26 protein-coding genes and 1 pseudogene are annotated in these 23,954 nt (G+C 62.6%); 15 read left to right on the plus strand and 12 right to left on the minus strand.

Annotation, left to right across the window (positions count from 1 at the left end; genetic code table 11):
• Nucleotides 1–10 precede the first annotated feature (10 nt).
• Nucleotides 11–1,557 (minus strand): annotated as a pseudogene (bchE, locus tag AC0L3L_RS20125) (magnesium-protoporphyrin IX monomethyl ester anaerobic oxidative cyclase).
• A gap of 119 nt (nt 1,558–1,676) precedes the next feature.
• The gene (locus AC0L3L_RS20130) at nt 1,677–2,153 is read right to left on the minus strand and encodes an Lrp/AsnC family transcriptional regulator (RefSeq protein WP_029347288.1); all 477 of its coding nucleotides are present in this window, start codon (nt 2,151–2,153) and stop codon (nt 1,677–1,679) included.
• Between the two features lie 135 nt (nt 2,154–2,288).
• On the opposite strand from AC0L3L_RS20130, the gene phhA reads away from it, so the two are divergent.
• Nucleotides 2,289–3,125: a phenylalanine 4-monooxygenase gene (phhA, locus tag AC0L3L_RS20135; protein ID WP_192364451.1), complete on the plus strand. Its 837-nt coding sequence runs from the start codon at nt 2,289–2,291 to the stop codon at nt 3,123–3,125.
• Between the two features lie 247 nt (nt 3,126–3,372).
• Here phhA and AC0L3L_RS20140 read toward each other — a convergent pair whose 3' ends face one another.
• Nucleotides 3,373–4,134, minus strand: a complete 762-nt coding sequence (locus AC0L3L_RS20140) for a GGDEF domain-containing protein (protein ID WP_473488429.1) — start codon at nt 4,132–4,134, stop codon at nt 3,373–3,375.
• Nucleotides 4,135–4,295: 161 nt separating this feature from the next.
• Here AC0L3L_RS20140 and AC0L3L_RS20145 point away from each other — a divergent pair, with 161 nt between their 5' ends.
• The gene (locus AC0L3L_RS20145) at nt 4,296–5,003 is read left to right on the plus strand and encodes a pyrimidine 5'-nucleotidase (RefSeq protein WP_473488428.1); all 708 of its coding nucleotides are present in this window, start codon (nt 4,296–4,298) and stop codon (nt 5,001–5,003) included.
• A 39-nt stretch (nt 5,004–5,042) separates the two neighbouring features.
• Here the strand turns inward: AC0L3L_RS20145 and AC0L3L_RS20150 are convergent, their stop codons facing one another.
• Nucleotides 5,043–5,882 (minus strand): LOG family protein, encoded by an 840-nt coding sequence (locus tag AC0L3L_RS20150; protein WP_082982714.1) that lies wholly within the window; start codon nt 5,880–5,882, stop codon nt 5,043–5,045.
• 159 nt (nt 5,883–6,041) lie between these two features.
• On the opposite strand from AC0L3L_RS20150, the gene dapD reads away from it, so the two are divergent.
• From dapD to AC0L3L_RS20180, 6 genes are all read left to right on the plus strand, one after another.
• Entirely contained in the window at nt 6,042–6,896 is an 855-nt protein-coding gene (gene dapD, locus AC0L3L_RS20155; protein ID WP_473638866.1) for a 2,3,4,5-tetrahydropyridine-2,6-dicarboxylate N-succinyltransferase, read from the plus strand.
• A gap of 27 nt (nt 6,897–6,923) precedes the next feature.
• Nucleotides 6,924–7,295, plus strand: coding sequence for a DUF805 domain-containing protein (locus AC0L3L_RS20160; protein WP_473488426.1), 372 nt, complete (start codon nt 6,924–6,926; stop codon nt 7,293–7,295).
• Nucleotides 7,296–7,316: 21 nt separating this feature from the next.
• On the plus strand, nt 7,317–8,039 hold the full coding sequence (locus AC0L3L_RS20165) for a hypothetical protein (protein WP_473527048.1): 723 nt from the start codon (nt 7,317–7,319) through the stop codon (nt 8,037–8,039).
• 84 nt (nt 8,040–8,123) lie between these two features.
• The gene (locus tag AC0L3L_RS20170; RefSeq protein ID WP_473638867.1) at nt 8,124–9,293 is read left to right on the plus strand and encodes a diguanylate cyclase domain-containing protein; all 1,170 of its coding nucleotides are present in this window, start codon (nt 8,124–8,126) and stop codon (nt 9,291–9,293) included.
• Between the two features lie 232 nt (nt 9,294–9,525).
• A complete protein-coding gene (dapE, locus tag AC0L3L_RS20175; RefSeq protein ID WP_473488424.1) occupies nt 9,526–10,725 on the plus strand; it encodes a succinyl-diaminopimelate desuccinylase in 1,200 nt (399 codons plus the stop codon).
• A 2-nt stretch (nt 10,726–10,727) separates the two neighbouring features.
• Entirely contained in the window at nt 10,728–11,321 is a 594-nt protein-coding gene (locus tag AC0L3L_RS20180) for a transporter (protein WP_123146160.1), read from the plus strand.
• On the opposite strand, the gene truA is transcribed toward AC0L3L_RS20180, so the two are convergent.
• From truA to def, 4 genes are read right to left on the minus strand one after another with little or no spacing between them, the layout of a single operon-like run.
• Complete coding sequence (gene truA, locus AC0L3L_RS20185; protein WP_473638868.1) at nt 11,318–12,073, minus strand: tRNA pseudouridine(38-40) synthase TruA; 756 nt, start codon at nt 12,071–12,073, stop codon at nt 11,318–11,320. The two genes, AC0L3L_RS20180 and truA, sit on opposite strands and share 4 nt — an antisense overlap.
• A 17-nt stretch (nt 12,074–12,090) precedes the next feature.
• Complete coding sequence (locus tag AC0L3L_RS20190; RefSeq protein ID WP_473488422.1) at nt 12,091–12,600, minus strand: GNAT family N-acetyltransferase; 510 nt, start codon at nt 12,598–12,600, stop codon at nt 12,091–12,093.
• The gene (gene fmt, locus AC0L3L_RS20195; RefSeq protein ID WP_473638869.1) at nt 12,597–13,532 is read right to left on the minus strand and encodes a methionyl-tRNA formyltransferase; all 936 of its coding nucleotides are present in this window, start codon (nt 13,530–13,532) and stop codon (nt 12,597–12,599) included. The genes AC0L3L_RS20190 and fmt overlap by 4 nt, the downstream gene beginning before the upstream one ends.
• Nucleotides 13,533–13,541: 9 nt before the next feature.
• On the minus strand, nt 13,542–14,087 hold the full coding sequence (gene def / locus AC0L3L_RS20200; protein WP_473638870.1) for a peptide deformylase: 546 nt from the start codon (nt 14,085–14,087) through the stop codon (nt 13,542–13,544).
• Nucleotides 14,088–14,192: 105 nt separating this feature from the next.
• Between def and AC0L3L_RS20205 the strand changes: the two genes are divergently transcribed.
• Nucleotides 14,193–15,452: a DNA recombination protein RmuC gene (locus AC0L3L_RS20205; RefSeq protein ID WP_123147328.1), complete on the plus strand. Its 1,260-nt coding sequence runs from the start codon at nt 14,193–14,195 to the stop codon at nt 15,450–15,452.
• Between the two features lie 4 nt (nt 15,453–15,456).
• Here AC0L3L_RS20205 and AC0L3L_RS20210 read toward each other — a convergent pair whose 3' ends face one another.
• Nucleotides 15,457–15,861 (minus strand): GFA family protein, encoded by a 405-nt coding sequence (locus AC0L3L_RS20210; RefSeq protein ID WP_123147327.1) that lies wholly within the window; start codon nt 15,859–15,861, stop codon nt 15,457–15,459.
• A 99-nt stretch (nt 15,862–15,960) separates the two neighbouring features.
• Nucleotides 15,961–16,791: a transglutaminase-like domain-containing protein gene (locus AC0L3L_RS20215; RefSeq protein ID WP_473638871.1), complete on the minus strand. Its 831-nt coding sequence runs from the start codon at nt 16,789–16,791 to the stop codon at nt 15,961–15,963.
• A gap of 212 nt (nt 16,792–17,003) precedes the next feature.
• On the opposite strand from AC0L3L_RS20215, the gene AC0L3L_RS20220 reads away from it, so the two are divergent.
• Together AC0L3L_RS20220 and sugE are read left to right on the plus strand one after the other, a co-directional pair.
• Entirely contained in the window at nt 17,004–17,129 is a 126-nt protein-coding gene (locus AC0L3L_RS20220) for a hypothetical protein (RefSeq protein WP_023801558.1), read from the plus strand.
• A gap of 215 nt (nt 17,130–17,344) precedes the next feature.
• Nucleotides 17,345–17,659, plus strand: a complete 315-nt coding sequence (gene sugE, locus AC0L3L_RS20225) for a quaternary ammonium compound efflux SMR transporter SugE (RefSeq protein ID WP_473638872.1) — start codon at nt 17,345–17,347, stop codon at nt 17,657–17,659.
• An 87-nt stretch (nt 17,660–17,746) separates the two neighbouring features.
• On the opposite strand, the gene AC0L3L_RS20230 is transcribed toward sugE, so the two are convergent.
• Entirely contained in the window at nt 17,747–18,175 is a 429-nt protein-coding gene (locus AC0L3L_RS20230; RefSeq protein WP_023801556.1) for a DUF6481 family protein, read from the minus strand.
• A gap of 231 nt (nt 18,176–18,406) precedes the next feature.
• Here AC0L3L_RS20230 and AC0L3L_RS20235 point away from each other — a divergent pair, with 231 nt between their 5' ends.
• The 4 genes from AC0L3L_RS20235 to AC0L3L_RS20250 all read left to right on the plus strand — a co-directional run bounded on the left by AC0L3L_RS20235 (nt 18,407) and on the right by AC0L3L_RS20250 (nt 22,761).
• Entirely contained in the window at nt 18,407–19,468 is a 1,062-nt protein-coding gene (locus tag AC0L3L_RS20235) for an LLM class flavin-dependent oxidoreductase (RefSeq protein ID WP_473638928.1), read from the plus strand.
• A 222-nt stretch (nt 19,469–19,690) separates the two neighbouring features.
• Nucleotides 19,691–20,887, plus strand: coding sequence for an AI-2E family transporter (locus AC0L3L_RS20240; RefSeq protein WP_473488416.1), 1,197 nt, complete (start codon nt 19,691–19,693; stop codon nt 20,885–20,887).
• Between the two features lie 38 nt (nt 20,888–20,925).
• On the plus strand, nt 20,926–21,753 hold the full coding sequence (locus tag AC0L3L_RS20245) for an arylamine N-acetyltransferase family protein (protein ID WP_473638873.1): 828 nt from the start codon (nt 20,926–20,928) through the stop codon (nt 21,751–21,753).
• A gap of 6 nt (nt 21,754–21,759) precedes the next feature.
• On the plus strand, nt 21,760–22,761 hold the full coding sequence (locus AC0L3L_RS20250) for an LLM class flavin-dependent oxidoreductase (RefSeq protein WP_473527042.1): 1,002 nt from the start codon (nt 21,760–21,762) through the stop codon (nt 22,759–22,761).
• An 89-nt stretch (nt 22,762–22,850) separates the two neighbouring features.
• Here the strand turns inward: AC0L3L_RS20250 and AC0L3L_RS20255 are convergent, their stop codons facing one another.
• On the minus strand, nt 22,851–23,870 hold the full coding sequence (locus AC0L3L_RS20255; RefSeq protein ID WP_473488413.1) for a LacI family DNA-binding transcriptional regulator: 1,020 nt from the start codon (nt 23,868–23,870) through the stop codon (nt 22,851–22,853).
• Between the last annotated feature and the right edge of the window lie 84 nt (nt 23,871–23,954).

The raw sequence follows: 23,954 nt of genomic DNA on the forward strand, positions 1-23,954 counted from the left end.
ATTGTTGGGCTCAGGCGCTCGGCGAAATCCCGATGGCGGGTTCGGCAGGCTTGCGGACCTGATGTACGAACGTCATCGATTGCTCTTCCTCGTCCTGCGGTGCACCCCAGAACGCGGCCAGCGTCGGCCCGTCCTTAAGACGGCGATCCCGCGCGAGAAAGCCCCAGACTTCACGGAACCAGACGCGGCGGCCGATTTTCGTATACCAGCGCATCGAATGCCGTTGCTCTGGATCCTTGTGGAACAGGATGCGCGCCAGGGCCTTGGGCCGGGACTGCACCGCCAGTTCGATCAGTTTGACGCTGAAGAACAGCATCCACGGCTTGAGCCGGGTCATCTGCAGCACCTGATGCTTGTAGTCCCACAGGCGGGCGTCCAACTGGACCACCTTGCGGTCTCTGGCGATCCGGAAGAACGGCGTCCAGCGGTGCGGCGTGACATAGAGCGCCTGGATCTGATCCGGGTCATAAGCGATGAGCTGGCGAAAACCGCGCCAGAGATCGCGAAAACGCTCGTCCTCGAAACCGGCCACCCAGGTCGCCATCGACAGGATGCCATTGAGGCGCAGCAGCCGGATCGCCTCGCGGTCGGATGAAGTGCTGCCGCCCTTGCGGATCAACGCAAGCGTCAGCTCGTCGGTGTTTTCCATGCCCAGCAGCCAACGGATGACCCCTGCCTTGCGGTAGAGATACAGGCTGTCGGCATCGCGAACGATGTCGTCGGCGCGGGTTGAGCCGACGATCAGCACCGGCACGTTCTGCGCAATCATCGCATCGAGAAAGGCGCGCCAGGCTTTTTTGGACGAGGTCGGGTTCTCGTCGGCAAGGTTGATCAGCTCGACGCCGTGCTCGCGGTGCAGCCAGGCGATCTCCTGCGCGAATTTCACGGGGTCGCGATGCCGCCATCGCGTCCAGAAGCCGCGCTGGCCGCAATAGTTGCACAGATGCGGGCAGCCTCGGGAAAACTGCATGACCACCGCGCGCTTGCCGCCCCAATAACTGTAACGACTGACATCGATCAGGTCCCAGCCGACGCGGTATTCATCAAGGTCGGCGATGGTGCCTGCCGGCTTGGTGGCAAAGGGACGGCGCAAATCGTCGCGAAAGGCGATGCCCGCCACGTCAGACAGCGGCCGGCGCCTGTCCAGCGCCTCGACCAGGGCTACGATGGTCGCCTCGCCTTCGCCGCGCACGATGAAGTCGAAGACATCCGTTTCGGCAAGGATGTCGCGCCAGTGATAGGTCGGGAACACACCGCCATAGATCACCATCGTCGCCGGGCCGCGGTGCTTGACCATTCGTGCAATCTCCAAGGCTGTCGGGTGCGCCGAGGTCGAACCGGAATGGCCGATCAGAATGCAATCGGGATGATCGCTCAACGCATCTTGCACAGCCGCGGCAAGCGGCATCGGTCCGAACTCGGCATCGACGAGCCGCACGTCATGGCCGGCGTCGATCAGGGGGCCGCCCAGTGCCAGCAGGCCGAGCGGCGGCAAATGGTCGTCGGCACGCGGCTGCCGATTGCGGTATGCGGCGGATTGATCAGGACGATTTTCATGAAGGACCTTTTGCGATGGCGGTCCGGTCATCCTGGTCGGCGATCTGGGCCTGCAGCTGGCCCGGTTCAGCAGTTTCCGTGCAGCTTTTCCGCAGAAATGCAGACGGCGAGATATAGACTCATCGCCTGAGGTGCCCAAGCGGTACGTGGCCCGGCCCCTTGATGTTCTGCAGCACGAGCTGCGTGTGGACATCGCGCACGCCGTCGAGCCGCATCAGCCGGTGCATGACAAAGGCGTTGAGCTCATCGACCGACGGCACCATCACATGCAGCAGGAAATCGTAGTCGCCGGTCATCGTCCAGCAGGACGACACCTCGTCCATGCGCTGCACGGCGGCGATGAAGGTTTCGGGCGAACCGTCGCTGTGGGTTACCAAGCGCACCTGAATGAACACTTCGACCATCAGGCCGATGGCGCGGCGGCTGAGCACAGCGGCAAAGCCCTTGATGATGCCGGCGCTCTGAAGAGCCTCGAAGCGGCGCGCGCATGGCGTCGTCGAAAGGCCGATCTCCTGGGCCAGTTCGGACACCGGCTTGCGCCCATCACGCTGCAAGATATCGAGCATCTTGATCTCAAAATCGTCAAACTGAGGCACTTTCACTCTCCTGCAGCTTTTCTGTGGTGGCTTTTACCTCAAATCGCCTGTTCGGGCCATCATCAAAGCGGATTTGCCTCACCGGACCCGGCTAAACTTTTATAATGTTAATCGTGATTTCCAGGGAGAACAGCCATGACGATGAGCGTTGCCGATTACGCCCGCGAATGCGCGGCACAAGGCCTTCGCGGCGACTATTCGGTCTGCCGTGCCGATTTCACCGTTGAGCAGAGCTACAACTACACTGCTGACGAGCAGGCGGTGTGGCGTACACTGTGCGACCGCCAGACGAAGCTGACTAAAAAGTTGGCACACCGGTCCTATCTCGACGGCGTCGCCACGCTGGGTCTGCTCGACAAGATTCCGGATTTCGGTGTCGTCAGCGAAAAGCTGCGCAAGCTTACCGGTTGGGAAATCGTCGCCGTGCCGGGCCTCATTCCCGCGCCAGCCTTCTTCGTCCACCTCGCCAACCGCCGCTTCCCGGTGACCAACTGGCTGCGGACGAAACAAGAGCTCGACTACATCGTCGAGCCGGATATGTTCCACGACTTCTTCGGCCATGTGCCGGCGCTGACGCAGCCGGTCTTTGCCGATTTCATGCAGATGTATGGCGAGAAGGCCGAGCATCTGATCGCGCTCGGCGGCGACGAGATGATCAGCCGCCTCTACTGGTACACTGTCGAATACGGGCTGATACAGGAAGCAGGCCAACCGCTGAAGGCTTTCGGCGCCGGGCTGATGTCGTCCTTTGCGGAACTTCAATTCGCGATTGAAAGCAAGGACGCGCACCATGTCCCCTTCGATCTGGAAACAGTGATGCGCACCAGCTACGAGATCGACAAGTTCCAGCGCGCCTATTTCGTGTTGCCGTCCTTCGACGTTTTGCGCGATGCCTTCCAAAACGTCGCCGAAATGGCAGCGATCATCGGACGCCACAAGGGCAAGCCGCCGCTCGACCCGGCGAAACTTTAGATGCTGGGCAGGCTCGGACGCTCCAGCCGATCGGCGCCGGCGTTATTGGTGGCGCACTGTGGCCACGATCCCTCGGCAGGCCGGCTGAGCCGGCCTTCTACACGCCGATCACCTTGCCGAGGTGGTCGCCCAGCCGGCAGGCCAATGCCAATTCCGTGCCAAGACCTAGCTGCACACTTTGCTTAAGCCGTGTAAGCGGCCCGGCTGCGCCCAAACAGCGTTAGGATTTCTCAATGAGCGGGACCGCTCAGGCCGCTTCGGAAATGTCCCTGTCCAAGATGGCCAGATTGCGGCCGCGATGCTTGGCCTGGTAAAGGCGGTGGTCGGCGGCACGCATCAGATCCGATACGCCGGCATCCTCGCCGCAGGTGACACCGCCGATGCTGACGGTGAGGGGTATGACCCGCTCATCGACGGGACGGAAGCGGATCAGCTCGACTTCACCGCGAATGCGTTCGGCGACGCGTTTGGCTTCCTGTTCGGTGGCGCCGACCAGAAACGCACCGAATTCCTCGCCGCCGATGCGGCCGATCACGTCGCCGCTGCGCACGCCGCGCTCGATCGCGCTTGCAATCAGAAGCAGCGCCTCGTCGCCGGTCAGATGGCCGTAGCTGTCATTGATGATCTTGAAGTGGTCGGCATCGATGATCAGCAACGCACCGCGATCGGATTTACGCCGGGAGGCCTCGAGCGCCGCAAAGAAGCTCTCGCGGTTGAGCATGCCGGTCATGTCGTCGCGGCTCGCCTTTTCCGACAGGCGCCGATGCGCTGCGGCGAGCTGTGCATGAGCGCGGGCGAGGTCGCGATGGGCGCTTTTCAACCTCTCACCCTGCCAGAAGGTGTAGGCGCTAGCGATCCAGGCAAGCGCGAGCGGGCAGACCGTTGATGTTAGCCAGATCGTGCGGTTGAACGGGAAGCCGATTGCCGGGACGATGATCAGCGTCAACAAAAGCGAGGCCGCGACGGAGGCGAAAGCGACGGCGGCAGACTTCAGAAATATGCGGCTCATCGCTGGTTCCCCCTGAACCGACTCTGTGCCAGCAAGCCCTGAATGCCACCTTTCGGCGATGCTTAAAATTTGAATCATGGCGCCATTTTCGCCACTCGCAACGCGCATAAGTTGTGGATAAAGCCTCTGCCAAAAGCACTGTTTCGTGCCATAAGGATTGCATGACCACGCTCCCGGATCCCGCCCGTTTTGCCCATGTCTCCGACTGGGTGTTCGACCTCGACAACACACTCTATCCGCACCATTCGAACCTGTTCTCGCAGATCGACGTGAAGATGACCGCCTATGTCGGAGAACTGCTGACGCTGCCACGCGACGATGCCCGCAAGCTGCAGAAGGAACTCTACCGGGAATACGGCACGACGCTGAACGGTCTGATGGCGCGCCACGGCATCGATCCCGACGATTTTCTCGAGAAGGTCCATGATATCGACTATTCCTGGCTGGTTCCCGATCCCGTTCTCGGCACCGCCATCCGCCAGCTTCCCGGCCGCAAGTTCATCTTCACCAATGGCGACCGCAGGCATGCCGAACGCACCGCGCGCCAACTCGGCATCCTTGACCATTTCGACGACATCTTCGATATCGTCGCTGCCGGGCTGAACCCCAAGCCGGCGCGCCGCACCTACGAGAAGTTTGCGGAACTCCACGCCGTCACCGGCCACAATGCGGTGATGTTCGAGGATCTGGCCCGCAACCTGTCCGTGCCGAAATCGCTGGGCATGACCACGGTGCTGGTCGTGCCGCGCAACTTCGAGCCGACCTTCTCGGAGATCTGGGAACGTGACCCGGCCAACGAGGACGATGTGGATTTCGTCACCGACGACCTTGCCGAATTCCTCACCGCGATCGTCGACGTCACCGCTTGAGGCAGTTGCTTCGTGCAGCCGGATCGATACAGCCCACGGCTAAAGCTTGTAGAAGCGGCTGATGATCCCCCAGGCCTCGTCGGCGGTGTCGACGAAATCGATGATGTCCTGGTCGCCGGGGGTGATCGTGCCTTGCTCGGCGAGGAAATCGAGGTCGATCGCCCGTTTCCAGAACGCCTTGCCGAACAGGATCACCGGCACGCGCTCCATGCGGCCGGTCTGGATCAGGGTCAGCGTCTCGAAGAATTCGTCCATCGTGCCGAAGCCGCCCGGAAACACCGCGACAGCCTTGGCGCGCATGACAAAGTGCATCTTGCGGACAGCGAAATAGTGGAAGTTGAAACATAGCTCCGGCGTCACATAGGCATTCGGCGCCTGCTCGTGCGGCAACACGATGTTGAGGCCGATCGACGGTGCGCCGACATCGTCGGCGCCGCGATTGCCGGCTTCCATGACCCCGGGTCCGCCGCCTGTCACCACGACGAATTCGCGATAATAAGAGGTGGCCGACTGCTGCGAGCAGAGGCGGGCGAATTTTCGCGCTTCCTCGTAATATTTACTGTTTTTCTCGAGGTTCTTCTTCTGCGTCTCGTTTTTGGCTGCCCAGGCTTCACCGTCCGGCTCGGGGATGCGCGCCCCGCCGAACAGGATGACGGTCGAGCGGATGCCGCGTTCGGCCAGGATCATCTCCGGCTTCAACAGTTCGAGCTGCAGTCTGACCGCGCGCAATTCGCGCCGCGTCATGAAGTCGGGATCGTTCCAGGCCAGCCGGTAGGTCTCGGCACGCGTCTGCGGCGTGTCCGGCACGCTTTTCGACCGCTCCAGATCCTCGTCCGAATGCGGCAGCGGCGTCCACCCCGCCTTTTCCATAGGAGTCATATTACCTACCCGTCCAATTATTCACTTGCCCAATTATTCACTGGCGCCGTCCCGTGACGCAGCCGCGATTGACCCTCACCAAGCCTTCACATAGGGTCCGGCGACTTTCAAAACAGGTTAAGGTGCGGCCCCTTAACAGCTTGGTAATGGAGCGAATTCATGTCGAAGCCCGAACTGGCGAGTCTCGAAAACACAGTCGAAGAAGCCTTCGAGGGACGCGAGACGATTTCGACGGCAACCCGCGGCGCGACGCGCGACGCCATCCAGTCGGCGCTCGACCTGCTCGATCGGGGTATCGCCCGCGTTGCCGAGCGGCAGGCCGACGGCAAATGGCATGTCAACCAGTGGCTGAAGAAAGCGGTGCTGCTGTCGTTCCGGCTCAACCCGATGGAGATCATCAAGGGTGGTCCCGGCCAGGCTGTGTGGTGGGACAAGGTGCCGTCGAAATTCGACGGCTGGAGCGCCATCGATTTCGAGAAGGCAGGTTTCCGCGCCGTGCCGTCGTCGATCGTGCGGCGCTCCGCCTATGTCGCGCCAGGTGCCGTGCTGATGCCGTCCTTCGTCAATGTCGGCGCCTACGTCGACAGCGGCACCATGGTCGACACATGGGCCTCGGTCGGCTCCTGCGCCCAGATCGGCAAGAATGTGCATCTGTCGGGCGGCGTCGGCATCGGCGGCGTGCTGGAGCCGATGCAGGCCGGCCCCACCATCATCGAGGATAATTGCTTCATCGGCGCACGCTCCGAGGTGGTCGAAGGCTGCATCGTGCGCGAGGGCTCGGTGCTCGGCATGGGCGTCTTCATCGGTCAGTCGACCAAGATCGTCGACCGCGCCACCGGTGAGGTCTTCTACGGCGAAGTGCCGGCCAATTCCGTCGTCGTCGCCGGCTCGATGCCCGGCAAGCCGTTGCCCAATGGCGAGCCCGGTCCGAGCCTCTACTGCGCCGTCATCGTCAAGCGCGTCGATGCCAGGACCCGCTCCAAAACCTCGATCAACGAACTGCTTCGCGATTGATCGTTCGCAAAAAACGGACGCACCCGCTTGCTCGACAAACCTCGATTTCTATGGCTTTTCTTCAGCCTTTCCGGGCGAGTGAACCCCAGTGCCTACGTTTTGGCGGGTCTTTTGCCGCTCCTGGTTCAGCTTTTCCTGCTCTACCAGTTCTCGCGAACGCCGCTAGGCACTGCCGCAAGTCAGTACTGGGCGCTCGCCTGGTGGATCGCCGTGGTTGTCTCGACATGGTCGACCTTTGCGCTAACGGCGAAGCGGTTCCATGATTTCGGCAAGCCTACCTACTACGCATTGATCTCTCTCATCGTCGGCGCCATTCTCCTTATTATTTTGGCCTTCTTCAAAAGCGATCCCGGACCCAATCGCTACGGCAAACGCACCAATGCGCCGGCCGAATCCTGAGCGCCGGTCGGGTATCTAGCCATGCGCTACCGCACGCTTGATTCGAAACTGATCATCGAAACTGCCGAGCGACTGGAAAAACGCGTCTCCGAGCGTTTTCCCGATGCAGGCTTGCGTGGCGTCGCCATCGAACTCGTGTCGCTGTCGCGTGATCTGGCCAAGGCGGCGAAGGCGCTGGAAGCGCCGATCTGGTGGCTGCGCGGCGTCGTCATCGCCGCCATTGCCGCCGGCGCGCTGATGTTCCTGTTCGTCGGCACCATCCTGCCGCTCGGCCGTATCTCGGGAACCAACGATGCCGTCCAGTCGGTGCAAGGCATCGAATCCCTGATCAACATGATCATCCTCGCGGTGCTCGGCTTCCTGGCCCTGATCCGAACCGAGGAGCGCATCAAGCGCAAGCAGGTGTTTCGCAAGCTTCACGGCTTGCGATCGCTGATCCATGTCATCGACATGCATCAGCTGACCAAAGATCCGGCAGCGCTTTCAACCGATTTCAAGCCGACATCGCATTCACCGGCACGCATAACCGACCGTGCCGATCTCGCCCGCTACCTCGACTATTGCTCCGAAATGCTGTCGATCACCGGCAAGATCGCCGCGCTGTTCGCCCAGTCGGTCAACGACAATGTGGTCGTCGATGGTGTCAACGACATCGAAACCCTGAGCTCCAACCTGTCGCGGAAGATCTGGCAAAAGATCACCCTGATCGACGGTTCGTTGCGGTCGGCTCGTCCAGGTACCTAAGCTAATCTTAATCACCTTGGTCCAGCATGCCCGTGGAGACTGTGTCGCCCGGCACGGAGCGCTCGACTGGCACACGACGAACCCTTGGCCAACCCGAAAACGCGCGGAAAGCGAAGTGCCGGCGCGCGGCTGTTCGCCTGGTTTTCTTCGCCGATGAGAGCGGAACCGGAAGCTGTCCGTGCGCGGCTTCTCGATACCGCCTTCGACCGCAAATTCGCTGTCCTGTTCGGCACCATCAGCGTCCTGGTGCTGGCAGTCATCGCCGCGGTCGTCACCGGCGACCGGTGGCCTTACGCCTGGATCGCGGCCGACCTCATCCTGTTCGCCGTCCGCTTCCTGCTGATGCGGGAATGTGAGCGGGCCCGCAAGCGTGGGGGAACGGGGCCGCTGGCAGGCCTCATGGCCGCCGGGGGCCCGTGGTCGGTGATTTTCGGCCTCGGCTGCTATGGCTGCGTCGTCAGCGGGCATATGGCGCTCGCCGTTTTGGCTGCCCTGAATGTCGCAGGCGTCGTCGGCGTGGTGTCGTCGCGCAACGCAGCGACTCCGCGCTACGCCATATTCGTTATGCTGGCCGTAGGCCTGCCTTTCCTGGTTGGCGCGCTGTTTTCTCCAGCGCCCGGAATGTCTATCGTCGGATTTCAAGTGCCGTTCTATGTGGCCGGCGTCATCATCGTGTTGCTTCAAAATCATGCGATTAACGCCCGCATGATCCGCGCCGAACTGGACAATCGCGATCTGGCGATCAAGGACGCCCTGACCGGCCTGCCGAACCGCATCTTCCTCCAGGAGAAACTGCGCGGCATGTGCAGCGAGCTTGCGGCGCCGGCCGCAAACGGCGGCAGGCCGTTTGCCGTGCTCAGCATGGATCTCGACGGCTTCAAACACGTCAATGACCGCTTCGGCCACGCGGTCGGCGACATGCTGCTGCGCAAGGTGGCCGAACGATTGAAACGCGCTTTCCGAGCGGGGGATGTGGTCTTTCGCATCGGCGGTGACGAATTCGTCATCCTGCTGCCCGACACATCCGAGATTGAAGCCACCTACCTGGCAAAGCGGGCCATTGAGAAGATTTCGGTGCCTTTCGACCTTGGCGTGGGCACCGCAATACCCATCGGGTTGAGCATTGGAAGCGCCTTTGCGCCTGCCGACGGCGGCGAGCCGGAACTCCTCCTCACCTGTTCCGATCACGCGCTCTACGAAGCCAAGCGCACCGGCAAGGGCCGTTACTGGGCGCATGTGCGGGCCGCGAACTGACGATCCTAGTGAGCATTGGGCCTTTTGTCGCCTCCGTCCATCCAATATCCAGCCTAAAAGCGCGTTGGGTCTGAAGCGATTCGTGCGACGCGCTTTAAGCCCGATCGCATGCTTTTGGGCGACATGCGTTAGGCCTTCGACTATACGCCATGAGAACCATAATGTCGGCGGGATGGCTGGCCCTTATGTCTGGCCGTGACAGGCCTTGCGCTTTCGACTATCGCTTTTGCCCATGACGTTGCCGACCGATCCTGCTGGAAATCTCGCCGCCCTCATCCGCTGCCCCTCGGTGACGCCCATTGAGGGCGGGGCACTGAGCACACTGGAAACAATGTTGAAACCACTCGGCTTTTCCGTCGAGCGGCCGGTATTTTCCGAGGACGGCACACCCGATATCGAAAATCTCTATGCGCGGCGGTCCGGCAACGGTCCGCACCTGATGTTCGCCGGGCATACCGACGTGGTGCCGGTCGGCGACGAGGCCTCATGGACGCATCTGCCTTTCGCCGCCGAGATCGCCAAAGGCGAGATGTTCGGCCGCGGTGCCGTCGACATGAAGGGCGGCATCGCCTGCTTTATCGCCGCGGTGGCGCGCCATCTCGGTTCGAAAGGCGGTCTGAAAGGCTCGGTCTCGCTGCTGATCACCGGCGACGAAGAAGGGCCGGCCATCAACGGCACGACAAAGCTACTCGAATGGGCGGCCGCCAAGGGCGAGAAATGGGATGCGTCGATCGTCGGCGAGCCGACCAATCCCAAGGCGCTGGGCGACATGATCAAGATCGGCCGGCGCGGCTCTTTGTCCGGCAGCATCATCGTCAGCGGCCGCCAGGGCCACGCCGCCTATCCGCAGCTTGCCGACAACCCGGTGCGCGGGCTGATGACGCTGGTCGACGCCTTGCTGCATCCGGTCTTCGACAAAGGCACCAAGGACTTCCAGCCGACCAATCTGGAGGTGACCTCGATCGATGTCGGCAATCCAGCCACCAATGTCATTCCGGCAAAGGCGACCGCCACCTTCAACATCCGCTTCAACGACACATGGACCGCCGACACCATCCAGGCGGAAATCCACAACCGTCTCGACAAGGCGGCGAAGCGCAAGAAATACCGGGCCGGCAAGACGACCCCAGTCGATTACGAACTCGTCTGGCGCGACCGGCCGAGTCACGTCTTCCTCACCCGAGACGACCGGCTGATCGAAGCGCTCAGCGGTTCGGTCAAGGCGGTGATCGGCAGGAAGCCGGCGCTTTCCACCTCCGGCGGCACCTCCGACGCGCGCTTCATCAAGGACTATTGTCCGGTGGTCGAGTTCGGGCTGGTCGGCAAGACCATGCACATGGTCGATGAACGCGTCGCGCTTGCCGACCTCGAGACGCTGACGCAGATCTATCAGCGTTTCATCGAAGACTGGTTCGAGCGAGGCATACCGTAATCATGCTTTCGTCGGATGAAACCTATGCTTCGCTGACCGGCGCCTGGCGACTGATGCTCGGCAAGGCCGACGGGCTGCGCCAGCTCGACCTTTCGGCCGACGGTTTCTGGAATTCCTTCTTCGCCATCATCGTCGCGGCACCGGCGCTGATCGTCGGCTGGGTCGGCCTTGCCAACGAGATCGGCGATCCGAATGCATTCGCGGGGCGCTTCAGCATGCTAATCCGTCTGGCGACGGTCGACATCGGCGCCTGGGTGTTGCCGCTCGTTGGCCTTGCCCTGGTCGCGCCGCGCGCCGGCATTGGCGGACGCTTTGTCCACTATGTCGTCGCCAGCAACTGGGCGTCGGCGATCATCGCCTGGCTGATGCTGCCAGCGGCGTTGATCAGGCTTTTCCTGCCGTCCACCAACGAGTTCGCCGTACTGGCGTCGCTGCTTTTGTTTGCGTTGTCGATGATCCTGACCTGGCGGATGACAAACGTCGCCATCGGCAGGGGCGCGGCTGTCGGCACCGCCGTCTTCGCCGGCATGTTCGTGGCGTCGCTGGTCATTCTGTTCGGCCTGCAGGCGCTGCTCGGCATCGGTGCGCCGAATTAGTCGACTTTCGGATAATCTACCCCAACGAGAAAAAGGCCATCGGGCGGCGCCACCTGGCCACAGGCTGCACGGTCGCGCGCGCCGAGCGCCGCCTTCAGGTCGGCAATTGTCCAGCCGCCTTCGCCGACGCGCTTCAGCGAACCGACCATCGAGCGCACCTGATTGTGCAGGAACGAGCGCGCCGAGGCTCGCACTTCGATCACGTCCCCCAGCCGACTGACATCCAGCCGATCGAGCGTCCGCACCGGGTTGTCGGCCTGACATTGGGTCGAGCGGAACGTGGTGAAATCATGCCGCCCCAGCAGCACCTTTGCCGCCTCGTGCATGGCCTCGGCGTCGAGCCGCTTCGGCACCCACCAGATCTTGCCCTTGTCGAGTGCCGCCGGCGCGCGCCGGTTGACGATGCGGTAGAGATAGTGGCGGCCGATCGCCGAGAAACGCGCATCGAAGCTATCAGGCACGACGGCCGCCTTGAGGATGGCGATGCGCGCCTTGGCCGTTTGCAGGTGGGCATTGACGGCATCGCGCACCGTCTCATCAGGCCATGCCTTGACGAGATCGACATGCGCCACCTGACCGGTCGCATGGACGCCGGCATCGGTGCGGCCGGCGCCGCGCAGCGAGACCCGTTCGCCGCAGAATTTCTCGATCGCCTGTTCGATCGCCTGCTGCACCGAAGGTTGGTCTGCCTGGCGCTGCCAGCCGGCATAGAGGCTGCCGTCATATTCGATGTCGAGGCGAAAACGCGGCATTCCTAAGCAGGATGAGGTTAGGCGGCGAGCGCGGAGCTAAAAGCCGAAGCATAGACCAGCTTGCCGGTCTCAGGCGCCTCGCCCCAGGCCAGCGCCTGCAGGGCTTCGCCCTGGTACTCGCTTTCGAACCTTTCGGCGCGCGCATGACTGTAGCCGAAGCGGCCATAATAAGCGGGATCGCCAAGCACAACCGCCAGCACCTCGCCGGCGTCCTTCAGCCGGATATGCGCCTCGCGGACCAGCGCACCGCCGATGCCAGTGCCATGGAATGACGGCTCGACCGCCAGAGGCGCCAGCGCCACCGCCGGAAAGCTCTTGCCGCCATTCTGCACGAAAAGCCTCGAAAACAGGATATGGCCGACCACCTGTCCATCTTCTTCCGCCACCAGTTCGACGATGGCATCGCCGCCGCTGACCAGCGCGTCGACCAGTCCGGCCTCCGCCTGCTGGCCGAAGGCGTGTTCCTCGACGAGGCGGATCGCCTCGCGGTCCCGCGGCGTTGCCGCGCGTATCGACATCATGCTCATGAGAATTTCATTCCTTCTTCGAGCTTGGCCCCGCGCAGAAATTCCTGCGCGGCAATGGGCCTTCCGCCCGCACGTTGAACTTCGACCAGCCTGATCGCGCCTGACCCGCAGGCGACCGTCAGCCGGTCGTCGAGAATTCCTCCCGGCTCGCCGGCGCCATCCGAAAGCGTCGAGCGAAGCAGTTTCAGCCGCTCCAAGCGGCCGCCAATTTCGGTCTCGCACCATGCGCCGGGAAAGGGCGACAGGCCGCGAATATGATCGTGGACTTCGCCAGCAGGCCGCGTCCAGTCCACGCGCGTCTCCGCTTTATCGATCTTTTTGGCGTAGGTCACCCCCTCCGTCGCCTGTGCGGTAAATGTCAGGGCATCCCGTTCCATTCGTGCCAGCGCTTCCGCCATCAGCGCGGCACCAACGTGCATCAACCGATCGTGCAGTTCGCCGGCCGTCATATCGGGGCCGATGGCGCATTTTTCGACCATCGCCACCGGGCCGGTGTCCAGGCCCTCTTCCATCCGCATCACCATCATGCCTGTCTCGGTATCGCCGGCCATGATGGCGCGCTGGATAGGGGCGGCGCCGCGCCAGCGTGGCAACAGCGACGCGTGACCATTGAGGCAGCCGAGCCGCGGCGCCTCGAGAATCGGTTTAGGCAACAGCAATCCATAGGCGACGACGACGGAGACATCGGCCCGCAAGGCGCGGAACGCCTGCTGCTCGCCTTCGCTCTTCAGCGACACCGGCGTCCGCACCTCGAGGCCCAGCCGCTCCGCCTCGCGCTGCACCGGCGACCGCGTCAGTTCCAGCCCACGGCGACCGGCGGCGCGCGGTGGCTGGGTGTAGACGGCTTCTATCTCATGCCCGGCATCTGCGATCGCCCGCAGCGTCGGCACGGAGAATTCGGGCGTACCCATGAAGATGACGCGCAGGGGCATTTTTGAGCCCTATCCCACCAACTTACCCGGCGCCTTGCTGCCCGGCGTCTTCTCCCTCGAGAGCTTCTTGAATTTCTTCACCACCATGTCGCGCTTCAGTTTCGAGATGTGGTCGATGAACAGAATACCGTTGAGATGGTCGATCTCGTGCTGCAGGCAGGTCGCCATCAGCCCTTCGGCCTCGATCTCCTGCAGCTTGCCGTCGCGATCGAGATATTTCACCCGCACAGCGGCGGGGCGCTCGACCTCGGCATAGTAATCCGGGATCGACAGGCAACCTTCCTCGTAGACAGAGCGCTGATCGGCGCTCTCAAGAATCTCGGGATTGATGAAGACATGCGGCGCCGGCGTCTCGTCTTCCTTGGCGAGATCGATCACCAGCATGCGCAGCGGCTCGCCGACCTGGATCGCCGCCAGACCGATGCCCGGCGCATCATACATGGTGTCCAGCATATCGTCGGCCAGTTTGCGCAATGCCCCATCGACGCGCTCGACCGGTTTCGAAACCTGGCGCAGGACGGGATCGGGAAGGATGATGAGCGGCTTGATCGACATGGCGTCTCACCTAAGACCTCGCACGAAAAGCGTCAACCGGGGCATTTGCAGCGCCGTTCACGTTTTGATCTGTGCCGTCAGGCCGAATCATCTATGCTGCCCAATATGAATGACCTGACCACCATCCTGTCCGAACCAATCGCCCGGCTCGGCGCCACCACGATCACGCTCGGTCACGCACTGGCATTCGGCGCGATCCTGTTTCTGGGTCTGTTCGTGGCGCTCGTCGTCGCGCTCTGGCGCTCGGCCAAGGCGCGTGCGGTGGCTGCCGCCGAAGCCGCCGACCACGCCCGTGACGCGGAGGCGCGGATGGCCGGCATTTTGCAAAGCCAGGCCGAGATGCAGGGCCGCATCGGCGCCATCGCCGAAGTGTTCGGGGCGCGGCAGGCCGAACTCACACAATCGATCGGTCAACGCCTCGACGCGATGACCGGCCGTCTCGGCCAGACCATGACCGAGCAGACGAAATCGACGCATGAGAGCCTCGCCAGACTGCAGGAGCGGCTGGCGGTCATCGATACGGCGCAGGGCAACATCCAGTCGCTCGCCGGCCAGGTCGTTCAGCTTCAGGCGATCCTCTCCAACAAGCAGACGCGCGGCGCCTTCGGCCAGTCTCGCATGGAGGCGATCGTCGCCGACGGCCTGCCGCACGGTGCCTACGAATTCCAGGCGACCTTGTCGAACGGCAGCCGGCCCGACTGCCTGGTGAAGATGCCGAATGGCGCGCCCGCACTTGCCATCGACGCCAAGTTTCCGCTGGAAGCCTGGAACGCCATCCGTGCCGCCGAAGGCGTCGATTTGCAGAAGGTCGCAGCCCAAGCGTTTCGGCGCGACATCGAGGTGCACGTCCGCGATATTTCAGAAAAATACCTGATCCAGGGCGAGACGCAGGACACCGCCTTCATGTTCGTGCCGTCGGAATCGGTGTTCGCGGAGATCCACGAGAATTTCGAGGGGATTGTTCACAAGGCGCACCGTGCCCGAATCGTCATCGTCTCGCCGTCGCTGCTGATGCTGTCGATCCAGGTCATCCAGGCGATCCTCAAGGACGCCCGCATGCGCGAGCAGGCGCATCTGATCCAGGGCGAAGTCATCCGGCTGATGGAGGATGTCTCGCGCCTCGACGAGCGGGTGCGCAAGCTGCAGAGCCATTTCGGCCAGTCGGCCAAGGATATCGACGATATCCTCGTCTCGACGTCGAAGGTGACCAAGCGCGGCCAGAAGATCGAGGCGCTGGAGTTCGGCGCGCAGCCGACGGAGGGCGACGCCGGATCGGGGGCCAGCGCGAAGGCCGAAGCGGGTGCGCGCGTCGCCGACTCCAAGACCGGTCAGCTGAGACTAAGGGTCGTCGAAGGCGACGACTGAGAGGCTATTGCTCCTCGACGGTCGTCATGCCTTCGAACTCCGGCAGCCAGTGCAGCGCCGAGCGGTGCCATATCTGTTTTCTCGGGATCAGTTGTTCGCGCTGCCGCGCCGTGCCGACTCTGATGCCGTAGACTTTCGGCCCGTCGCCGACCGACGTGGCATAGAGGTGCGAACCGCACTCGCCGCAAAAGGCCTGGGCGCGCCTGGCGCCGCTCGATGCGATCTTGATGTAGATCTTCGGCGTGCCCTTGGTGATCCGGTAGTGGTCCTCCGGCGCCGGCACGGTCACGCGGAAGGCCGTGCCCGTCAGCTGCTGACAATCGATGCAGTGGCAAATACTGGTCTTTTCCGGATCGACCTCCGCTTCGTAGGTGATAGCGCCGCAATGGCACCCGCCGTCGATTTTCATCTTCGCTCCTCCCTTCGGCTGCGCCTCGACGCGTTCGAGCTTAACGGCGCAGCCGCCGCAGTTCCACAGGCATTCACAACGCGCGAAGCATCCGGCGGTTCAAGACTGCTGCGCCGACGCCTGTTCGATGACCTCTTCCGTCCAGACCTTGAAGCCGGCCAGCGTGCCCGGCCCGAAAATATGGGTCAGCGGCACATCGGCTGCGTCGCGGCCGGAGGCGATCAGGATACGGCCGATGCGCGGCGCATTGTTGCGCGGATCGAAGGCATGCCAGCGGCCGCCGAGATAGACCTCCATCCAGGCGGCGAAATCCATGTCCGACCACGGTTTCGGCAGGCCGATGTCGCTGATGTAGCCGGTGCAGTAGCGCGTCGGGATGTTCAAGGCGCGACAGAAGGCGACGGCGAGATGGGCGAAGTCGCGACAGACGCCGCTTTTCTCACGATAGGCCTCTGCCGCGGTGCGCGTCGGCCGCGCATTGCCGTAATTGAAGATAATGTGGTTGTGGACGACATCGCAGACCGCCTGCACGCGTGGAATGCCGAGCGGTGTGTGGCCGAACAGCCGCCACGCCTCGCTCGCCAGCACGTCGCTCTCGCAATAGCGGCTGGGCAGCAGGAACAGCAATGTCTCCGACGGCAGGTCGCGCACCTCGTGCTGCCACGCCACCAGATCGCCGATCTCGAAGGTTCCGGGATCGCGGATCACCGCGTCCGTGCCGAAGGTAAAGCGCCCGGGCGGGGCAACAAGACGGTTGCACCAATTGCCGAAACTGTCGCGGTAGCTCTCGATCGGTACCGGCGGGTTCGAGGTCAGGAAATCCGGCCGATCGAGATCGGATGCGCGGGAATAGTGGACGTTGAGCATCGCGATCAGCGGCGTTTCCTGCGGAAAATCGAAGCTCATCTCGCAGCCGATATGGATTCGCATTGTCGTCCTGACCGGCCTGCCGGATCATCACCCGGCGAAGGCACGGGCTGTGCTGCAGTGCAAAAAAGATCATCGCACGGACCAGCGCGGTTTACGAGCGAATTAGAAACGGTTGACGGCCGCCGGCTGACGCAGGCGCGCCAGATTATGCCTCTTGCGGTCGGACGTTTCTCTTGGTTCATTTCGCTTGCCACAATCGGAGGAAACGAATCATGGCTAAAGGTGCGATGAAGGCGGGCAAAGAAGCCCGCAAGCCGAAGAAGGACGCAAAGAAACCCGCCGCTGCCCCGACCCTGAAAGCGCCGCCCGTCAAGGCGACCAAACTCAAGGACAAGTAAGCCTCGGCGTTTCGGCGCAAGGTCATGACCGACGGCATTTCAGGACCAATCGACATCCAGCGATTGGTCCTGAAATGCCGTCGGCGCTGCTGTTGATTGGGCACCCGAAATTTCCATATCAATGCAGCGAAGGCGACTTCGCGATCAATGCAGCGAAGACGACTTCGCGCTTTCCGAAAAGACCGGGACGACCCGCAATCCAATGGAGCGTTCCGATGTCGTGGATTCTTCTCTTCTTCGCTGGCCTGTTCGAGATCGGCTGGGCGATCGGCCTCAAATACACTGATGGCTTTTCGAAGCCGCTGCCGACTGTCCTGACGGTTGTCTCGATGGTCGTCAGTCTTGCCTTGCTCGGACTGGCACTGAAGATGCTGCCGGTCGGCACGGCCTATGCTGTGTGGACCGGCATCGGCATCGTCGGCACGGCGCTGCTTGGCATCTGGCTGCTCGGCGAGCCTGCGACCGCGATCAGGCTGGCCTGCATCGCACTCATCGTCTGCGGCATCATGGGATTGAAACTCGCGGCCTAGTTTTGCAGCAAGGCCGCAGCACAAACGCCTTCAGGGCCGCTGCAAGGCGGCCCTGAATTTGATTCGTGAAATCGCGCTGTAGGAGAGCTAGCGAGCTGAAAAGCCCGGAGGCGTCCTGCCGGTGCGCTGCTTGCGCGCCGCATAGCGCGCGTCGCGCTTGGCCTTGCGCTCGGCCTCGTCGGCAAGCAAACGAGCGATGCGCTCGTTCTCTTCGGCTTCCCGGATCTTCGCTTCCGCCTGCGCCGCTTCTTCCGCAGCAATACGCGCTGCTTCGGCAGCAGCTTCGCGCTCGGCCTTTTCGGCAGCTTCGCGCGCCAGCTTTTCCTGCTTCAGCCTGGCCTTTTCGGCCTCGCGTATCGCACGAGCTTCGAGGATTGCCTTGCGTTCGGCCTGTCGTGCCAGCACCGCTGGATCGTCTGCTGCCGGCTTTGCCTTGAAGCGCTCGAGAAGCGCCTTCTTTGCCTCGTTCGCGGCATTGCGCCGCTCGAAAACGTCTTTTTCCCTATAGATAGCCAAGTCCACTTCCCTGGAGTCAATTTGCGAGGCTTACATACGCGTGAAAACCCAGAGTTCAAGCGCCAAAACGGTATGCCAGCCATGAAATTCTGAGCTGTTGCAGCCGGGAGACGCCTTTTCGGCTGAATTCGGCTGAACCGGACATGCACTGTTCACCATCCGGCCCTCTGGCGGCGCGGCGGACTGGTCGCTACCTGTAGCGCGAAAAACAAAACGCCAGGATGACAGATGATGGAACTCGGTCTCTACACCTTCGCCGACGTCAGCCCGGAGCCGGGTCCCGGTGCCATCGGTGCGCATGAGCGGCTGCGCAACCTGATCGAGGAGATCGAGCTGGCCGACCAGGTCGGCCTCGACGTGTTTGGACTGGGCGAGCATCACCGTCCCGATTATGCGGCTTCAGCGCCGGTCGTGGCCCTGGCCGCAGCGGCCGAACGCACCAGGCGTATAAAGCTGACCAGCGCGGTCACCGTGCTTTCCTCTGACGATCCGGTTCGTGTCTTCCAGCAGTTCGCGACGCTCGACCTTCTGTCAGGCGGCCGGGCCGAGATCATGGCCGGGCGCGGCTCGTTCATCGAATCCTTTCCGCTGTTCGGCTACAATCTCGAAGATTATGATGAGCTCTTTGCCGAAAAGCTCGACCTGCTGCTTGCGGTACGCGACAGCGTCAAGGTGACCTGGTCGGGCAGGCTGCGCGCTCCGATCAACGATCGCGGCGTCTACCCCCGCCCGTTCCAGGACAGATTGCCGATCTGGATCGCGATTGGCGGCACGCAGCAGTCCGCCGCGCGGGCCGGCGCACTCGGCCTGCCGCTGGCGCTGGCTATCATCGGCGGCGAGCCGGCGCGGTTCGCGCCGCTGTTCGACATCTACAGGGAGGCGGCCAAACGGGCCGGCAACGATCCGGCTGATCTCGCCACCAGCCTCAATGTCCACGGGTTCATCGCCGAGACCACCGACCAGGCGGCTGACGATTTTTATGGGCCGCAGGCCGAGGTGATGAACCGCATCGGCCGCGAGCGCGGCTGGGGTCCGACGTCGAGAGCACATTTCGACCAGTCGCGCGGCCCGAGCGGCGCGCTGTTCGTCGGCAATCCAGAACAGGTGGCCGAAAAGATCGTTGCCCAGCACAAGATATTTGGCAACGACCGCTTCCTGCTGCAAATGGCAATCGGCACCATGGCACACGCCACGGTCATGAAGGCGATCGAACTCTACGGCACCAAGGTGGCGCCGATCGTGCGCAAGGAAACGGCGAAGGCCATTCCCGCCGTGGCTGCGCCAGCCGCCTGATTCGCCGGCAAGATCGTAGGGCTAAGGTCATCGTCAGCGCCGGCTAACGCATCGGCCCGCAATCGGAATCGATTTTCGGAAAGCACGAGGCGTAGATTCAAAAGTGTTAGAGCGTACTTTGTGCGTCCAAGCGGACGCACGTCGCTCTAACGGAACCTTGAAGCCGCAAAGACGTTTCCGCCAACAGCGTACACCAATCGCAGTGTGCCGCCGAGGGCCAGAATGAAAGCCGAACCCGCCGCTTCGGGCGCCGCAGAGAGCCCGGATCCGCGCGTCGAGGCGCGTGCGGACATGCATCTGATGCGTTCGCTGCTCGTTGGCATCTTCATCCTTATGGCGATCTACGCGCTCTCCTTCGCCCGTGCCTTCTTCATGCCGGTCATCCTGGCCTTCCTGCTGGCGCTGACGTTGACGCCGATCGTCCGCTTCCTGCGCAAACACGGCATGCCCGATGTGATATCGGCGACACTGCTGGTGGTGCTGTCGGTCAGCATCCTTGCCGTGGCCGGCTATCTGCTCAGCGGCCCGGTCATCGACCTCATCAATAACACCTCGGTGATTGGCCAGCAGCTGACCGAACGTCTCGCGCAACTGCGGCGTCCTTTCGAAAGGATCATGGAGATTTCGCGGCAGATAGAGGGACTGACGCAGACCTCCCAAGGGCCGGGCGTCCAGCGGGTAGCCATGGCGCAATCAGGCCTTCTCCCACAAGCCGCCAGCAATTTGCTGTCGGCGGGCACCAGCCTCATCATCGTCTTCGTCCTGTCGCTCTTCCTGCTCGCCTCCGGCACGATGTTCTATGAGAAGATCGTCGAATCCTTCCCCAGTCTCAGCGAAAAGAAGCGGGCACTGCGCGTCGTCTATGATGTCGAACGTGAAATCTCGCACTACCTGCTTACCGTCGCCGTCATCAATACATGCCTGGGCGTGGTCATCGGACTCGGCCTCTGGGCCCTCGGCGTGCCCAACCCGCAGGTCTGGGGCGCAGCAGCGGCTCTGCTTAATTTCCTGCCCTATATCGGGGCGCTGATTACGATCACGCTTGTCACGATCATCGCGCTGATCAGCTTCGACAGCATCTCCTACGCGCTGCTGGCGCCGGCCTTCGTGCTGTTGTGCGATACCGTCGAAGGCCAATTCGTGACGCCGACGGTGGTCGGCCGGCGCCTAGAGATCAACGCCGTGGCGATCCTCATTGCAATTGCCTTCTGGTCCTGGCTGTGGGGTTTCGTCGGCGCGCTGATGGCGGTGCCGCTGCTGGTCGTCATCAAGGTGTTCTGCGATCATTTCGACGGCCTCGGCCACGTCGGCAATTTCCTGGCGGCGCAGCATACGGCGGTGGTTGAAGAAGAACTCATCGAGGAGATGGACAGTGCTGCAGCGCAAACCGGCGCGCGGCGTTTGCGGCGCCCGGATTGAATGCCTATATCGAGCCGGTCAAAGCCGGGCTCCCTTCCATGACCGACATCTCCTTCGACATCGACGCCTATTTCGCCCGCATCGGATACACCGGCTTGAGGGACACTTCGCTGGAAACGCTGAAGTCGCTCCATCTCTTACACCCGCAGGCAATCTCGTTCGAAAATCTCGATCCGTTTCTAGGCCATCCGGTTCGTCTCGATCTCGCCTCGCTGCAGGAAAAGATCGTCGCTCGGGGTCGCGGCGGCTATTGCTTCGAGCACAATCTCATTTTCATGCATGTGCTGAAGGCGCTTGGCTTCGTCGTCAGCGGCCTTGCCGCACGCGTTCTTTGGGGCCAGCCCGATGATGCCATAACCGCACGGAGCCATATGTTGCTGCGCGTCGAACTCGACGGCCGAACCTACATTGCCGATGTCGGCTTCGGCGGACTGACGCTGACAGCGCCGCTCCTGCTTCGACCGGGTCTCGAGCAAAAGACCCCACATGAGACATTCCGCATGATTGCGACAGGCGATCATTTTCGGCTGCAGGCCAATGTCGGCGGCGATTGGCGGACAATTTACCGCTTCGACATGCAGCAGAACTATGAGGTCGACTATTCGGTCAGCAACCATTTCCTATCGACCCACCCAACCTCGCACTTCCTTTCCTCCGTAATCGCGGCACGAGCCTTGCCGGGCCGCCGTTATGCGCTCCGCAACAACCGGCTGTCGACGCATCATCTCGGCGGCCGTACCGAGCAGATCGAGATAGCGACAGCCGCCGAACTCGCCGACGTGCTGGAAGGCCCGCTCGAAATCGCCATTCCCGACCGTGCAGCCTTCGAGGCCATGGCGCGACAAAAGAAAATCCTGGAGGCCTAAGACGCCATGACCGCTCTTTCCGTTCTCGACCTGTCGCCGATCGTCGAAGGCAGCAACGCTTCGCAATCGCTCGCCAATTCGCTCGATCTCGCTCGCCATGCCGAGCGGCTGGGCTACAAGCGCTACTGGCTGGCCGAGCATCACAATATGCCGGGCATCGCAAGTGCGGCCACATCGGTCGTCATCGCCCATGTCGCCGGCGGCACCAAGACGATACGCGTCGGCGCCGGCGGCATCATGCTGCCCAACCATTCGCCGCTGGTCATCGCCGAGCAGTTCGGCACGCTGGCGGCGTTGCATCCCGGCCGTATCGACCTCGGCCTCGGCCGGGCGCCGGGCACTGACATGGGCACGGCGCGCGCGCTGCGCCGCAACCTCGAGGCCGGCGCCGACAGTTTTCCGCAGGATGTCGTCGAGCTGATGGGCTATTTCCAGCCGGCCGAAGACGGTCAGCGTATCCGAGCCGTGCCCGGCGAGGGCGAGCAGGTGCCGATCTGGATTCTGGGCTCGAGCCTCTATGGCGCGCAGCTCGCAGCCATGCTCGGCCTGCCCTACGCCTTCGCCTCGCATTTCGCACCGGCCGAACTCGACCACGCACTGGAGATCTATCGCTCGCGCTTCCAGCCGTCGAAACAGCTCGACAAGCCCTATGTCATGCTCGGTCTCAACGTGTTCGCGGCGCCCTCCGACGCCGAGGCGCGGCTGTTGTTCACTTCGCTGCAGCAGGCCTTCGTCAATCTGCGCACCGGCCGGCCCGGCCGACTGCCGCCGCCGGTCGAAGGGTACGAGCGCGACCTCGACCCGATGACCAAAACCATGCTTGGCCAGGCGCTGTCCTGCGCCGTCGTCGGCGCCCCGGAAACGGTCGGGCAAGGCATCGAGGCGTTCGTGCAGCGCACCGGCGCCGACGAGCTGATGGTTACCGCGCAGATTTTCGACCACGCAGCGCGGGTGCGGTCGTTCGAGATCCTGGCCGACATCCACAAATCGCTGTCGGAAGCGGCATGATGGTCTTTCTTATTTGACGCATGTTGTTATCCCAAAACCGCTGCGCACCCTCGGTTCAAGCCCGAGGGCATGCTTTTGGGCGACATGCATCAGGCGCTGACGCTTTGTGCGATCGCCCCCAGTGGCCGGCATGAATTGCGGATCATCAGGCGTCCCTTGAGCGCCAGCTTGCGCGGCGGCGCGTCCCTGTTTCCGGCGAGCCGGTCGAGCAGCAGATTGGCCGCCTGCTCGCCGATCGCCTTGACCGGTTGTGCGACCGTGGTCAGTTGCGGCTGGAACACGTCCGACCATGGAAAATCGTCGAAGCAGGCGACCGAAATATCCTCGGGGCAGGACAGCCCGATATCGCGGATCGCCTTCATGGTGCCGATCACCATCGGGTTGTTGGCCGAGAAGATCGCGCTCGGGCGGTCGTGCAGCGAAAGCAGCTGCATCGTCGCGTTGTAGCCGTCGACTTCATGGAAATTGCCGAAACGGACGAGCTCATTCTCAACCGGCAGACCGGCGGCCTGGAGTGCCTCGCGATACCCTGTCATGCGTTCATGCATGGGCGAGATGTCGAACGAGCCGGAGATGTAGCCGATCCGCCGGTGGCCGAGATCGATCAGATAGCTGATGGCGTCGAACACCGCGCGCTGGTTGTCGAGAACGACGGTGTCGGTATCGACGCCTTCGCAAACGCGGTCGAGCAGCACCACCGGCACGTTGGCGTCGTCGACAATTCTCTTCAGGATTGCGCCGTCGCCAACGCGCGCAACGATCAGCCCGTCGACCATCCGGTCGAGCAGCAGCCTGATCTGGTCATCCTGCGTGTTCAGATCCTCGTCCGTGCAGCACAGCATAACCGCATAGCCGGCGCGGTCGAATGCCTGCTGGATAACCGAAACGACATCGGTGAAGAACGGATTGGTGATGTGGGGAACGGTAAGCCCGATGGTGCGGGTCGTACCCATCTTCAGGCTGCGGGCAATCGCGTTGCGCTTGTAGCCGATGTCTCGGATCGCCTGTTCGATGCGCTGGCTGAGCTCGGGACTGACGGTCGCGGTGCCGTTGATCAGCGCCGAGACGGTGGCGACCGAAACACGCGCCACTTCAGCCACGTGCAGCATGGTCGGGGCCGTGGACTTTCGCTGCTTTTTTCGCCTTGACGCCATCATTTTCGAAACGTTTCACCGCCCTCTGGCTGCAATACC

This window comes from Mesorhizobium sp. WSM4849, assembly GCF_055811385.1.